The sequence below is a fragment of the Sulfitobacter sp. genome (genome assembly GCF_041552635.1).
Classification (GTDB): Bacteria; Pseudomonadota; Alphaproteobacteria; order Rhodobacterales; family Rhodobacteraceae; genus Sulfitobacter.
In genome coordinates this window covers 1-14,271 of the sequence record NZ_JBFEKM010000003.1, presented here as the reverse complement: position 1 = coordinate 14,271, position 14,271 = coordinate 1, and the positions used below count along the sequence as shown (strand labels likewise).

The following is a 14,271-nucleotide window of genomic DNA, read 5'->3' as shown; positions in this document are numbered from 1 at the left end:
CAAGCGCCTCTGTTCAAAAGTTGCGGGGATAGGCCGTCAGTTATGGCATTTGTTGCGCTGCAATAAAGGCGCCCATGTTTCAAGCAAAGCCCCCCTAAATGCCCATAATTTCCTCGAAATACACTCTAACATTTTGTTATGTATTAATTTTATTTTTTCACAGCGATCGACTGCGTTGCCTTAAAATTATACATCATCCTGACATTTGTCCGGAACAGCCCACGCCAAAATTTTTCGTGTGACGTTAGGTTCTTTGTCGATATTTTTCAGTGCTATGATCGCGCAGACATCCAACGCAAAAATTCGCGCCACTTCCAATATGGTGGCACGGCGTTTCGGTGACTTGCGATTTGATTCTTAGTAACTTAGCGCCTTCTCAAGGGACCGCTAAATCCGGATGCTGATCGCCTCGGCGGCTTTTATCAGGCGTTTGGCATAGACGGTTTCAAGCTGCTTTTTCTTCACATGAAACGATGGGCCGCCAATGTTCAAACCATAGACCAAAGACCCGTTTGGCGAAAATATCGGCACAGCAATGCCGTTCACATCCGGGCGCCAATCCCCATAGCTCGAACAATAGCCTTTTTCATCATATTCCACGACCGCCGCCTCATAGCTCGCGTGCGCTCGTACCTTGGTCTGCGCATCGACCTCAGCGGCAAGCGCAAAGGCGCGGTCGCGTACCGCTTCGTCAGACCCGACCAGAATGGCCCGCCCAATCGCTGAATCGAACAACGGAAGGCGCGACCCGACCCGCATCTGCAAAGCCACATCTTCCCGAGACCGTTTTGTACAAATATAAACAGCATCAAGCCGGTATTGTTCGCCAATCGCGACGGTGACATAGGAATTGGGACCATCGCGCAAGGCCGTCATTTCGTCTTTTGCCCGGTCGCCGATTTCCATGCTGGTCAGTACACCGAACCCCAGCTGCAAAACACCTGCGCCCAAGCGGTACGTTCCGGTCCGCGGATCGGCGACCAGATAATCCAGTTCGCACAGCGTGTGGGTCAACCGCGAAACCGTGGCCTTCGGCAATCCTGTGCGTTCTGAAAAATCGGTATTGGTCAGCGCAGATTCATTCATCTTATAACAGCGCAATACGTCCAGCCCGCGCGCCAGCGCTGTCACAAAGTTTCTATCCTTTGCCTCTGCTGGATCATTCGCGAACTCGTTATGTGCCATCTATTTGCCGTCCAGTGCTTTCAACCCGTTGGCCGCAAAGACCGGCACATAGGCACCGACCTTCATCGCGCGTTCCGGGTTTGACGCGTTGCCATCCAGCGCGCGTTTTAGCACCCCTTGGATAATGCCAGCCATGCGGAAAAAACAAAACGCCAGATAAAAACCAAAGTTATCGATCCCGTCCAACCCGCGACGTTCGCAATATTTAGCGACAAATTCTTCGTCTGTCGGCACGCCAAGTGCCTTGCGATCCGCACCGCCAAAACCGCGGCCTTCGGTGCCCGCTGGCATTTGCCATTGCATGATAACGGCAGCAAGGTCGGCATAGGGATGCCCAATGGTGGAAAGTTCCCAATCCAGCACGGCCAAGCATTTCGTGCCGTCCTTTTCGAACATCATGTTGTCGATGCGGTAATCACCATGCACCAGCGTGCGCTGGCCGTCATCTGCGGGGATGCTGGCGGTCAAACGTTCGATCAGTTCGTTCATCGCTGGCTGGTCTTCGGTTTCAGAGGCCCGATATTGCTTGGTCCAACGGGCGATCTGGCGTTCGTAATAGTTGCCGGGCGGGCCATAATCCGCCAGCCCGACCGTGTTGATGTCAACGTCATGCAGGGCGGCCAGCACGCGGTTCATTTCGTCCATGATCCCGGCGCGCGTTTCATTGGTCTCGTCCGGCATGCGGGGGTCCATGAAGTTGCGCCCGTTGATGTGGTCCATGATATAGAAGGCGGACCCGATCACATCGTCGTCTTCGCACAACAAATGCATCTTTGACACCGGGACATCCGTATCCTGCAATGCCTTTTGCACGCGGAATTCACGATCAACCGCATGGGCAGATTTCAACAAAACCCCCGGCGGTTTGCGACGCAGCACATAGTTGCGGGTCGGCGTCTTTAGCAAGAACGTCGGGTTCGACTGCCCGGCCTGAAACTTGGTGACCTCAAGAGGGCCTTCAAAGCCGTCGAGGTGTTTTTCCAGATAGGCGGTGACCTTTGGAATATCGAGCGTTTGTGTGTCGGTACTCATGAGTTTATTCCTTAGCTATAGGTCAACATGCCAGCGGCGTCGCCGGACATCATATGCGGTGTCGCGTTGAATTCATGCAGAAAAAACGCGGAATTGGTGAAAACAAATTTCGTAATCGACGTGTTCTTGATTTGCAGGTTCAGGGTCATCATCATCTTGTCCGGTGCCCCCAATGACGCCGCCGTCAATTGCCCGATCACCCCGCCAGAGCTGACAGCAAGCACTCGTTCAGCCCCGGTGGCACAGGCCGCAAGACGGGCGGCTTCGACGCGACCGGTAAAGGTGCCCCAACTTTCAGAGGGGCCTTCGATCTCGTCCGCTTGCCACTGAAACACCGTCTCGCGCAGCGTGCGAAAATGAACCTTGCGATCGCCTTTGACCAGTTCCGGCACGTCGCCTTTATAGCGGGCATTCAGCAGGTCCTGAAAATCATATTCGTTGAACCCAGCATGTTCGTCGCCTGCCCCAAAGCCCATCGAGGCAAGCGTTTCTTTTTGCCGGGTCAGGGTGCCGGTGATCGTACGATCCGGCACCCACCCCATATCGCGAAGGGCCTGACCAACCGCCGCAGATTGCCGGTGCCCGAGATCCGACAACTTGTCATAGTTGTCGGCCCCGAATGACGCCTGTCCATGGCGGATGACCAAAAGCTCTCCCATAGCTGCTTACAGAACCTCGAACAGGCCAGCAGCACCCATGCCGCCGCCAACACACATGGTGCAGACAACGTATTTGGCACCGCGACGTTTGCCTTCGATCAGCGCATGGCCAACCATGCGTGCACCGGACATGCCGTAGGGGTGACCGATAGAGATCGCGCCACCGTTCACGTTCAGCAATTCGTCAGGAATACCCAAGACGTCACGCGACTGGATAACCTGAACCGCAAAGGCTTCGTTCAGTTCCCACAGACCGATGTCTTCGATCTTGAGGCCATGCGCCTTCAGCAGCGGTGGCACGGCATAGATCGGGCCAATGCCCATTTCATCAGGCTCACAGCCAGCGGCCATAACGCCCATGTAGCGACCCAAAGGCTGAAGGCCCATCTTCTCGGCCTTTTTCGCTTCCATGATCACAGTCGCGGAGGCACCATCGCTTAGCTGCGATGCGTTACCAGCCGTGATGAATTTGCCTTCTTTGATGTGGATACCGTCAGAATGCACCGGCTTTAGGCCCGCAAGGCTCTCGGCGGATGTGCCGGGGCGGTTACCCTCGTCTTTTTCCAGCGTGACTTCGTGCTCGGAAATCTCTTTGGTTTCTTTGTTTTGTACCAGCATTTTCGAGGTGAAAGGCACGATCTCGTCGTCGAACTTGCCTGCTTCTTGTGCCAGATGGGTCAGCTCTTGCGACCGTGCGGCATATTCGTCCTGACGCTCGCGGCTGACGTTGTAACGCTCGGCTACAGTCTCGGCTGTTTCCAGCATGGTCATGTACAGCTCGGGCTTGTGCTCTTTGATCCAGCTGTCAGCTTTGACGCGCATTTCAGCTGTCTGCACCATCGAAATGCTTTCGACACCGCCACCGATGACAACATCCATGCCGTCGGTGATGACCTGCTTGGCCGCTGTCGCAATGGCCATCATGCCAGAGGCACATTGACGGTCCAGCGACATGCCGGCAACTGTCACAGGCAGACCTGCACGGATTGCAGCCTGACGCGCGATGTTGCCCGCAGATGCGCCCTGCTGAAGGGCGGCACCCATGATGCAATCCTGAATTTCAGACACGTCAACACCGGCACGCTGTACCGCGTGGGCGATGGCGTGGCCTGCCAGTGCCTGGGGTGTCGTGTTGTTGAACGCACCGCGATAGGCTTTGCCAATCGGGGTACGGGCCGTTGATACGATTACTGCGTCACGCATGGTGATCTCCCTTTAAAGTTTAGTGTCTTAGCCCCAATCCAGATCAAGACCCTGGGCCTTGGCTGCATTGAGAGCGTATTTCTTGGTTTGGCTAAAGGCATCGGTCAGCTCTTGCTGGCCTGCCGCGTCGGTAATTTTGTCAAAGGCTGCGGCAACACCTTCGGGGGTATTGTCGTCGCCGGTCAAGGTCACGCCTTCGGTCTCGTAAACGCGCGTTTGGGCAAAGCTGCCTGCACCCGCGCCAAGGATCACCCGGCTGGGGCCGTCTTCGCTGACCAGATAAAGCAGGCCGGGTGTGATGGTTTCGGGGGCCAGCAAGGCCTGAGCCTGTTCAGGCAACAGATCGGCGGTCATGCGGGTCGCCGCTGTGGGTGCCAAAGTGTTGACGCGGATGTTGTCGCGCGCACCTTCCAGATGCAGCACGTTCATCAGCCCCATCATCGCGGCCTTTGCGGCACCATAGTTCGACTGACCAAAGTTGCCATACAGCCCTGATGCCGATGATGTCAGCACGATACGGCCGTATTTCTGCGCGCGCATGATCGGCCAGCAAGCGTGCGTCACGTTGGCAGAGCCGATAAGGTGCACGTCAACGACCTTGCGGAAATCAGACATCTCCATCTTGGAAAACGTCTTGTCGCGCAGGATGCCCGCGTTGTTCACGACGATGTCGATACGGCCCCATGCTTCCATGACCTTTGCGACCATGTCTTTCACGCCCGCCTCGTCCGACACATCGCAGCCGTGGGCCATCGCCTCGCCGCCTGCATCGCGGATTTCTTGTGCGACGGCTTCGGCGGCTGTGGATGATGCGCCCTGCCCGTCTGTCGTCACGCCAAGGTCATTGACCATAACGCGCGCGCCCCGTGCGGCCAGCCCCAAGGCGTGGCTGCGGCCAAGACCAGTGCCAGCGCCCGTAACAATCGCCACGCGGTTATCAAATCGGATGTCCATGATCGCCCCTTAATGCAGTGCTTGTTCAAAGATGTTCGGCCCGCTCATCACGTTGATGCCGCCGCTGACTGGAATGACAGCGCCCGTGATATAGGCCCCGCCGATACCGCATAGAAACAGCATACAGCCCGCGATGTCAGTATCCGTACCCACACGACGCAGCGGCACATCTTTGCCAACCTTACTGCGCATATCTTCGTCATGGGTGGCAAAGGCGGTCATGCGCGACACGAATGGCCCGGGTGCCAAGGCGTTGACGGTGATCGCATCGCCCGCCAGTTCCTTGGCCAAAATCTTGCTCAGGTGGATCACAGCGGCCTTGGACGCGGAATAGCTGTAGGCACCATCGCCCATCTCGCGTTCGCCCATGACCGACCCGACATTCACAACCCGTGCTGGGTCTTCGATGGTTGCGTGCTTTTTCAGCATCGGCAGCAGCTTTTGGGTCAGATCGAACAAACCGGCGACATTGACTGCCATCACCTTTTCCCAAGCCTTGAACGGAAAATCCCCCAAGGGCGCGCCCCATGTGATGCCCGCGTTGTTCATCAGGAGATCAAGGCGATCAGTGTGCGCCTTTACGGCCTCGACCATCGCATCGACGCCTGCTTCGGTGCCGACATCGCCTGCGAAACCGATGGCCTGGCCACTGGCCCCCATCGCGTTCAGCTCTTTCGCGACAGCCTCGCAAGCGTCGCCCTTGCGGCTGGCGATCAGGACCGTTGCACCTGCACGTATCAGTGCTTCGGCGGCCATGCGGCCAATGCCTGTGGCACCACCGGTGACAAGAGCGGTTTTGCCTTCAAGCCCGAAAAGTGTTTGGATATCCATGGTTTAAAATCCTCTGTGCTTGGCGACTTGGTTCGCGTGATAGCCGTAGTCACCCAGCCATTCAGCACCCACACGGGCGCGTTTCATATAAAATCCGATATCAAAAGCGTCAGTCATGCCGATGCCGCCATGCATCTGAACACCCTCTTGCACTGCCAGCTGCGCAGTCGAAGTGGCACGCGCTTTGGCCAAGGAAACGGCCATGGTCGCGTTGTCAGGGTCTTCGTCCAGCATACGGCCTGCGTTCAGGATCGCGGATGCCGTCACTTCGATCTCGCACCAAAGATGGGCGGCGCGGTGTTGCAGCGCTTGAAAGTTGCCGATGACGGTGCCGAATTGCTTACGCTCTTTGAGGTAAGCGACAGTCATCCCGAAGGCACCAGCAGACAGGCCAGCCATTTCAGCGGCAAGCGCGGCCTGGCCTGCTTCAAGCGCAGGCTTGAGAACGCTCATCGCGCTATCCACTTGGCCCAAGACATCCTCGCCAGTGGCTTCGACATTGTCGAAATCAATGCGCGCGGAATCACGAGCATCGATCATGTTTTGCGCATTCCGGGTGATGCCCGCACGGTCGGCAGGAATGTCGAACAGCGTCAGACCGTCATCGGTTTTCGCCAGCACCAGCAAACGATCTGCCAGCGCGCCATCAACGACGAATGTCTTTTTGCCCGACAGCCGGAAACCATTGCCTTCGCGTGTCGCAACCATTGATGCGGCTTCGGGATTGAACTTGGACGTCTCATCGACAGCCAGCGCATAGGTCACATCGCCCGTCGCAATCGCGGCCAACGCCTTTTCCGCACGCGCATCGCTCACGTTCCGCAATGCAGTCGCGGCAATCACGGCAGTCGACAAAAACGGGCTGACGACCAGCGTCTTGCCCATCTCATGCGCCAGAACACCCGCGGCGGCATGGCCCATGTCGGACCCGCCAGCAGATTCAGGGACCAGCACACCGGCCCAGCCCATATCGGCCATTTCTTTCCACATCTTTGCGTCGTGGGTCTTGCCCGCATCGCGTAGGTCGCGGAACGCTTTGACGGGGGCGGATTTATCCAAGAAACCGCGCGCAGCATCAGCCAGCATGGTTTCGTCTTCGGTCATCACCAGATTTGCCATAGTTTACGCCCCCAGCCCAAGTACGCGGCGCGACACGATGCTAAGCATCACCTCGGATGTGCCGCCTTCGATCGAATTCGCTTTGGTACGCAGCCAATCGGCAGGACGATTGCCCAAAGGTCCGTCCCATTCCAGCGCATCAGACCCACCCGCAGCCATCAACAATTCGTGGCGCTGCTTGTTCAGCTCGGTTCCCATGTATTTGAGCATCGCAGACGCATCGCCCGCACCGGTTCCGGCCTCGGCTTGGTCCTTGTAGCGTTCCAGCGTCAGCCCGATGGACAGCGCGTCCACCTCGCAGCGCAGCGCATCGGCGCGCAGGGTGGTTTCCATTTCCTGACCTTCGCCTAGGGATTCGTTCAGGACCGCACCCAAAGCACGTCCACCAGAAAGACCCTGACCGCCGCCCGAGATCATCTCGCGCTCGTGGGTCAGCAGGTATTTCGCTACGTCCCAACCGCGGTTTTCAGTGCCGACGATCTGCCCTTTGGGTACCTTCACATCGGTGAAAAACGTTTCGCAGAACACAGATGCACCCGAGATCAATTTGATGGGCCGGGTTTCAACGCCTGCGTCTTCCATGTCGATCAACAGGAAGGAAATGCCCTTGTGCTTGGGGGCTTCGCGATCGGTGCGGATCAGCGCAAAAATCCAGTCGGCCTTATCGGCATAAGACGTCCAGATCTTCTGACCGTTGACCAGCCAATGGTCACCTTTATCCTCGCCGCGCGTCTGAACGCTGGCCAGATCGGACCCGGCACCCGGTTCGGAATAGCCTTGGCACCAACGGATTTCACCACGGGCAATCGGGGGCAAATAATGCAGTTTTTGTTCATGTGATCCGAAATGCAGCAATGCGGGCCCAAGCATCCAGATGCCAAAGCTTTGCAACGGATTGCGCGCCTCGATGCGGTCCATTTCTTCTTTGAAGATCTTTTCCTGAGGTCGGGTCAGACCGGCACCGCCATATTCAACTGGCCATGTTGGCACGGTATATCCCTTGGAAGCGGCACGTTCCATCCAGACACGCTGCGCGTCTGATTCGAACTCAAAATTCTTGCCACCCCAGCACACAGATGCTTCACTGGCTTCGCCACCGCGCATTTCGGCCGGGCAATTTGCCTCAAGCCAATCGCGCAGTTCAATGCGGAAACCCTCCAGTTCCTGATTGGACTGCATCGTATTCTCCCCCCTCGTTTTTGCGGATAACAATTCCGCACTGCAAAATTGCATTTCGAAATTCGATTGACAAGACAGTTTCTGAACGCGCCTATTGCTTTGCAAATTCTTGAGGAGGAATATCGAAATGAAAGCCATGCTAAGCACCGCACCAGGCGGCCCCGAAACCCTGGAACTGACCGAACTGCCACAGCCCGAACCCAAGAAAGGCCAAGTCCGCATTCGGGTGCGCGCCGCTGGCCTGAATTTCCCTGATACGTTGATCATTCGGGACCTTTACCAGATGAAACCCCCGCGCCCGTTTGCCCCCGGTGGCGAGGTTGCAGGCGATGTTGATGCGCTTGGTGAGGGGGTCACAAACGTTGCTGTTGGCGACCGCGTTTTGGCGATGACCGGCTTTGGCGGGTTTGCAACCGAGATGTGCATTGACGCCGGAAGGGTCATGAAAATCCCCGACGCGATGCCATATGACGAAGCGTCATGTTTGGTTCTGACCTACGGCACTTCGCATCACGCGTTGAAAAATCGCGCTGAAATCCAGCCGGGCGAATCCCTGCTGATCCTTGGTGCTGCGGGTGGCGTGGGTGCTGCCGCGATCGAACTGGGTAAGGCCGCCGGTGCGAAAGTCATCGCCGCCGTGTCGTCCGAGGAAAAGGCACAGTTCTGTCGTGATCTGGGCGCGGATGAAACCATTGTCTACAGCCGCGAGATGGATGACCGCGCCACGCAAAAAGAGTTCTCGAACGAGATAAAAAGGCTTTCAGGCGGTGACGGTGTTGATGTTGTCTATGATGCCGTCGGTGGTGCCTATGCGGAACCCGCCGTGCGCGCACTGGCGTGGAAAGGCCGCTATCTGGTCGTTGGTTTCCCTGCCGGTATCCCCAAGATTCCGCTGAACCTGACCTTGCTGAAGGGCTGCCAGATTGTTGGCGTCTTCTGGGGGGCACACACGGTACAAGAACCGCAAGCCCACGCCGAAAACATGGCCGATCTGTTCCGGATGTACGCCGAGGGCCAGATCAAGCCGCGCATTTCTGCCCGTTTTCCGCTGGAAAAGGCCGCCGATGCGCTGAATCTGATGCAGGATCGCAAGGTTCTAGGCAAAGTCGTGCTCGACGTCGGTTGAGCCTGAAAGGTACTAAAATGACAAACAAACAAATCGTTATTGCCGAGCTGCCAACCGACGCGTTGACGCCTGCGCATTTCAAAGAAACCACAGCAGATATGCCCACGGCTGGCGACGGTCAGGTGGTGCTCAAGGTGATCTTGATGTCCATCGACGCGGCGAATCGGTCGTGGATGAAGGGGGCGACATACCGCGCGGCTGTGAACGCGGGTGACGCGATGCCGACCTATGCAATCTGCGAAGTCACCGAAAGCAAATCAGACCGACTGGCCGTCGGCGATATCGTCGCGGCCGAGGCGACTTGGTCGAACTACGTCGTGGCGGACGCACGCAAATGCGAAAAGCTGCCCAAGGTGCCCGAGCTGTCCAACCTGATGTCCGTCTATGGCATCGCGGGCAAGACCGCCTTTCACGGTCTGATTTCCGTGGGTCAACCAATTGCGGGTGAAACCGTGCTGGTATCGGCGGCGGCCGGGTCGGTCGGCGGCTATGTCGGGCAGATCGCCAAGGCGCTAGGCTGTCGCGTTGTTGGCATCGCGGGCGGTGCCGAGAAATGCAAGTGGGTCAAAGAGGAAATGGGCTTTGACGACTGCATTGATTACCGCGCGCCAGGCTTGGGCAAAGCATTGCGCGCCGCCTGCCCGGACGGCGTCGATGTGTATTTCGACAATGTCGGCGGCACTGTGTTGGAAGCCGCCTTGTTCAGCATGAACGAAAAGGGCCGCATCGTCTGCTGTGGTGCGATCAGCCAATATGACACCGAAACCCCCACCGGCCCGCGCAACCTGCCCGGTCTTGTGGTGGTGAAACGGCTGCGCATGGAAGGTTTCATCGTGATGGATTGGGCGCATAATGACGCCAAGGCCGTGCGCGCGCTGCAAACCTGGGTGGCAAATGGCCAGATCAAAGTAACAGAAGACATTGTCGAGGGTCTTGAGAACGCGCCTCAAGCGCTGATCGGTCTGTTGGCGGGCGAAAACAAAGGCAAGCGCATGGTGCGCGTTGCCGCAGATCCGGCATAGGGAGGCCAGAATATGTCAGCACTCAAAGACGCGGTCGCGCAGAGCGAAGCCCTGATCGGAACCGAAGTCGGCGTTTCCAACTGGATCACCGTTGATCAGGAAATGATCGACCAATTCGCTAAGACGACCCACGACCTGCAATGGATCCACATTGATCCGGAACGCGCTGCGGCCGAAACGCCCTTTGGCGGCACAATCGCCCATGGGTTTCTGACGCTGTCGCTTGCCAGCCGCTTTGCCTATGATTGCTTTAGCATGATGCCGGGTCAGGTCATGGGCATCAACTATGGCATGAACAAGCTGCGATTTCTGAAACCCGTCGTCGCGGGGTCACGCCTGCGCGGTCGGTTCACCTTGCAAAAGGTCACGGCCCGCAATGCGACCGATATGCTACGGGAAAATCTGCTCACCATCGAGATTGAAGGCGAAGAAACCCCGGCCCTGATTGCTGAATGGCTGGGGCTGGCAGTCTTCAAGGACTAAGACGCTTTGGACTGACGGCAAAGGCCGCCCCATCAGGAGCGGCCTTTTGCATTTGAATGGCACCTATTTGTCAGGGGCGGATACCGGTGCCGGATTGGTGCAGAGCGGGCCGCATTTGCTGGGTGCTTGGACAGCAGCCGCTGGTGTTTCTATCGGGCCAATCTTGCGATACACCGCAAACGCGATGCAGGCCACTGCCCCCATGATCGGGATCAGCACGCCCATGGCAATCACCGCATTGCCCATCAACGCGCCAATCGTCCCCATCAACAAGCCCGATCCCATCTGGATAAACCCCATCAACGAGGCAGCAGCACCAGCAGCCTTGCCAAAAGGTGCCAGCGCCGCCGTCGACATGGCAGGCATGACAAAGGCGATACCAAAGGAATACGTCGCGACAGGGATCATCACATGCAGAAAGCTAGGGGGCCAGATCAACAAGGTCATCGTGCCAAGGCTGCCGCAGGCGATAAAGCAAAGGCCGGGGGCGACAAGGCGCTCGGCACCGAACTTCTCCATCAGACCACGACACAGCAGCGAGGCTAGAAAGAAGCTGCCCGATTGCGCCAGCATCGACACGCCGAACTGCGCTGAGCTTAACCCCACGTCATTCATCAAGATAAACGGCAAAAACGTGGCTTGCGCGTAAAGCGCGCCCAAAGCGCCACCAATCACCAGCGACGCAGACAAAAAGTGCTTGTGCGTCAGCAACATCCTGTAGGTGCGCCCCAAGGCAGGAAGGTTCAACCGCGACTTGTCAGCAACCACGGTTTCTTTCATCGCGAAAACCGTGACGGCAATGATCACAAAGCCAAGCACAGCCATCAAAATAAACAGCGACCGCCAGCCAAACAGCGGCAACATCAGCCCCCCGATTGTGGGGGCCAAGGCGGGTCCCAACGCAAGAATAATACCGATCAAGTTCATGATCCGTGACGAACGGTCATCCGTAAACAAATCCCGAACAAGTGCCCGCGAAATGGCGATACCAGCAGAGGCACCGACGCCTTGGGCAACCCGCGCGACCAACAACACCTCGACCGAGGGGGCAATGACCGCGACAAGGCTTGCCGCACAATATAGCCCCATAAAGGCGATGGTCACGGGACGACGTCCCAATGCATCCGACAGCGGCCCGGCGATCAGTTGTGCAACAGCAAAGCCGCCGAAGTACAGCGTCAAGGTCAGCTTGATCACAGATTCAGTTGACCCGAAGGCCCTGACCAATTCGGTCATCGCAGGCGTAAACAATGCCATTGAGATCGGCCCGATTGCCACCAGCATCGCACCGATGATGCTGACCCTGCGTTCGCTCATCAATGGCGCGGTCATGCGGCATCCTCTGCATTGGGTGTCTGGGAACGAGCGTCTGACAGGTTTCTGCGCAACTGCAACGCGATGCGACGGAAGGTTTCCCAGTCTTCCGCGCAGATGCCCTCCGAGAGGGTCTGCTCTGCCTGGGCCCCGGCCTGAGCGATCTGCGCCAGAACATCCGAGGCCCTAGGTGTAAGTGTTACGATTTTCGCGCGCCGGTCTTTGACGTCCGCTGTCCGTGTTACCAGCCCCGAAGTTTCCAGCCGGTCCAGAAAACCGGTCAGGCTCATCGGGGTCATACCAAGCCGTTCGGCCAGCAGATGCTGCCGCGTGGCACCGCAGCGCGCCATATGGGCCATCACACGTGCTTCGGCGGCCGTGACGGATAAACGTGCGGCTTCGATCTCGACCTCGAATACCGCGCGGCTAAACCGGGCGATGTCATTGATCAGAAATCCAAAACTGTCGGGGTCGATGGTTTTGCGCATGGAAAGGGGACCTTTTCTTTATATGTCTACCTTACTATTAATTAGTGAGATATACCGTCGGTCCCGTCTGTCAATCGTCCAATTCAATCATTTGTTGCAAATTCAAAGCGGGAACGATGCTTCGACACCTGCCCCGGCGAAATCAAACTGGATGGATACCCCGGCTGGTGGGGGGTGTCCGGCCAGAATTGCGGCTCGATCGCGAGACCCGCACAAGGGCCATATGCCCGCCCCCCATGACCACGCGACGCGCCGGTCTGAATATGGAGACCATTATAAATCTGGACGCCACGCTGGTTCGTAGACACCTCAAGGGACAGTCCGGCGGCCTCGACCTTGCAGGCATCCTGCATCTGGCCCCTGACGAAGGGCAGACAAAAGTTGTGATCCAGAACTGCGCCGACCGGACGGGCCATGCGATAGTCAAAAGGACCCTCATCGACCGGACTTGGCCTGCCCAGCGGTATCTGGTCGTCATCGACAGGCAGATAGGTCGGGGCAAAAACAGTTAACCGGTGATCAGACAGGTCCTGCTTGCCTGACAGGTTCCAATAGCCATGAAATGCCGGACTGAAATAGGTAGGGGCATCCGTCATCCCGATAATTTCAATATCCAGCGCTCCGGATTTATCCAGACGGTAGGTAACACCCACAGATATGTTGCCCGGAAACCCGCCAAGGCCGTCAGGATGGCTTAGCATCAGGCGGCATTCGGCGGGGCCGGTCATATCGAACGACCAGTTGCGATCGCTAAAACCGGCAAGCCCGCCATGCAGTGTCGTGCGGCCCGCTTCGTTCTTGTCTAGGTCAAAATGTTGCCCCTTAACCTCCATCTGGCCGCCTGCAATGCGGTTGGCGACAGGGCCGACAATCGCCCCGAAATAGCGCATCGGTCCCAAATAAGCGGCCATGTCATTGCCGCCCAGAACAAGCGAGCGATCCAGCCCGTCAAGTCGGAAGTCTTGCAGGGTGGCCCCCCAAGTGATGATCGACGCCACAGCGCCACCATTGCGGATTTGACACCGCATCACATCGTCGCCCTCCGGCGTTTTTCCGAAAACTTCTATCATACACACGCTCCGGTCGCTGACTTGATCCTAGGTCAATCATCGCATTGGTTAATTATTCATGAACTTCTCAGCCCTGCGCCCAATTTCCGCCATCTTAGTACGTAAAACAGTTTCCAGTCACGAACGGCAAAAACATCGCATACCCCAAGAGCAAGGAGTTTGACATGAAAAGACACACTCGTCCCGATCAAGCCCCAAGCTTTCTGGCGCACTGCGTTGTTGCAGTAAGAGGTAAAGATCTATGATACAGGAAAAACAAGCACTTCCCGGCATTGATCGGATTCAAACCCGTTTTCTAGATATGCTCAAAGACCGTCAGGCCGACATCGCCACCCACGCCTTGGGCGCTTGGGAAAGCGATACAGTAGAAGACATTAACGAAAGCCTGACCGAAGCCCGAAACATTTTGCGCCAGATTGCCGGCACTGCAGGGTCCACCAGCTTTGATGATCTGGGCGCAACGGCACGCGACTGCGCGTCAAAGATAAACGCCCACCTGACGGGGCCTGATGCTGATTTGGCGCTGTGTCCCGGCGAATTGGTCTTGTACATGGACCAATTCGTGCAAAGCTGCGGCGCGTTGATTGAACAGCATCCTCAGTTGGT

At 57.2% G+C, this 14,271-nt stretch carries 15 protein-coding genes; 4 read left to right on the top strand and 11 right to left on the bottom strand.

All coding sequences use genetic code 11. From position 1 onward, the window contains the following. Window positions 1-387 precede the first annotated feature (387 nt). Genes ABYT07_RS00655 through ABYT07_RS00620 form a run of 8 tightly spaced genes read right to left on the bottom strand, consistent with a single transcriptional unit; the run spans window position 388 to window position 8,162 of the window. Window positions 388-1,185 carry an IclR family transcriptional regulator gene (locus ABYT07_RS00655; RefSeq protein ID WP_372988653.1) on the bottom strand — a complete coding sequence of 266 codons (798 nt, stop codon included), beginning with the start codon at window positions 1,183-1,185 and terminating at the stop codon, window positions 388-390. Next, window positions 1,186-2,217, bottom strand: coding sequence for a phosphotransferase family protein (locus tag ABYT07_RS00650; RefSeq protein ID WP_372988652.1), 1,032 nt, complete (start codon window positions 2,215-2,217; stop codon window positions 1,186-1,188). Between the two features lie 11 nt (window positions 2,218-2,228). Further along, window positions 2,229-2,876, bottom strand: coding sequence for a histidine phosphatase family protein (locus ABYT07_RS00645; protein ID WP_295512360.1), 648 nt, complete (start codon window positions 2,874-2,876; stop codon window positions 2,229-2,231). A 6-nt stretch (window positions 2,877-2,882) separates the two neighbouring features. Then, window positions 2,883-4,079, bottom strand: a complete 1,197-nt coding sequence (locus ABYT07_RS00640; RefSeq protein ID WP_372988651.1) for an acetyl-CoA C-acyltransferase — start codon at window positions 4,077-4,079, stop codon at window positions 2,883-2,885. Window positions 4,080-4,106: 27 nt separating this feature from the next. Then, the gene (locus tag ABYT07_RS00635) at window positions 4,107-5,033 is read right to left on the bottom strand and encodes an SDR family NAD(P)-dependent oxidoreductase (protein WP_372988650.1); all 927 of its coding nucleotides are present in this window, start codon (window positions 5,031-5,033) and stop codon (window positions 4,107-4,109) included. A gap of 9 nt (window positions 5,034-5,042) precedes the next feature. Next, entirely contained in the window at window positions 5,043-5,864 is an 822-nt protein-coding gene (locus ABYT07_RS00630; protein WP_372988649.1) for an SDR family NAD(P)-dependent oxidoreductase, read from the bottom strand. A gap of 3 nt (window positions 5,865-5,867) precedes the next feature. Continuing rightward, window positions 5,868-6,983: an acyl-CoA dehydrogenase family protein gene (locus ABYT07_RS00625; protein WP_372988648.1), complete on the bottom strand. Its 1,116-nt coding sequence runs from the start codon at window positions 6,981-6,983 to the stop codon at window positions 5,868-5,870. Window positions 6,984-6,986: 3 nt separating this feature from the next. Further along, complete coding sequence (locus ABYT07_RS00620; RefSeq protein ID WP_372988647.1) at window positions 6,987-8,162, bottom strand: acyl-CoA dehydrogenase family protein; 1,176 nt, start codon at window positions 8,160-8,162, stop codon at window positions 6,987-6,989. Between the two features lie 127 nt (window positions 8,163-8,289). Here ABYT07_RS00620 and ABYT07_RS00615 point away from each other — a divergent pair, with 127 nt between their 5' ends. The 3 genes from ABYT07_RS00615 to ABYT07_RS00605 are packed head-to-tail and all read left to right on the top strand — an operon-like array spanning window position 8,290 to window position 10,793. After that, on the top strand, window positions 8,290-9,288 hold the full coding sequence (locus tag ABYT07_RS00615; protein WP_372988646.1) for an NADPH:quinone oxidoreductase family protein: 999 nt from the start codon (window positions 8,290-8,292) through the stop codon (window positions 9,286-9,288). Window positions 9,289-9,305: 17 nt separating this feature from the next. Further along, window positions 9,306-10,310, top strand: coding sequence for an NADP-dependent oxidoreductase (locus tag ABYT07_RS00610; protein ID WP_372988645.1), 1,005 nt, complete (start codon window positions 9,306-9,308; stop codon window positions 10,308-10,310). A 12-nt stretch (window positions 10,311-10,322) separates the two neighbouring features. After that, entirely contained in the window at window positions 10,323-10,793 is a 471-nt protein-coding gene (locus tag ABYT07_RS00605; protein WP_372988644.1) for a MaoC family dehydratase, read from the top strand. A 63-nt stretch (window positions 10,794-10,856) separates the two neighbouring features. Here ABYT07_RS00605 and ABYT07_RS00600 read toward each other — a convergent pair whose 3' ends face one another. The 3 genes from ABYT07_RS00600 to ABYT07_RS00590 all read right to left on the bottom strand — a co-directional run bounded on the left by ABYT07_RS00600 (window position 10,857) and on the right by ABYT07_RS00590 (window position 13,665). Continuing rightward, window positions 10,857-12,125 carry a multidrug effflux MFS transporter gene (locus ABYT07_RS00600; RefSeq protein WP_372988643.1) on the bottom strand — a complete coding sequence of 423 codons (1,269 nt, stop codon included), beginning with the start codon at window positions 12,123-12,125 and terminating at the stop codon, window positions 10,857-10,859. Further along, window positions 12,122-12,595: a MarR family winged helix-turn-helix transcriptional regulator gene (locus ABYT07_RS00595; protein WP_372988642.1), complete on the bottom strand. Its 474-nt coding sequence runs from the start codon at window positions 12,593-12,595 to the stop codon at window positions 12,122-12,124. Before ABYT07_RS00595 ends, ABYT07_RS00600 begins: the two co-directional genes overlap by 4 nt. Before the next feature lie 83 nt (window positions 12,596-12,678). Next, the gene (locus tag ABYT07_RS00590; protein ID WP_372988641.1) at window positions 12,679-13,665 is read right to left on the bottom strand and encodes an aldose epimerase family protein; all 987 of its coding nucleotides are present in this window, start codon (window positions 13,663-13,665) and stop codon (window positions 12,679-12,681) included. 241 nt (window positions 13,666-13,906) lie between these two features. Here ABYT07_RS00590 and ABYT07_RS00585 point away from each other — a divergent pair. Then, window positions 13,907-14,271: phosphorelay protein (locus ABYT07_RS00585; protein WP_372988640.1), on the top strand; the 365-nt coding region annotated here is incomplete at its 3' end.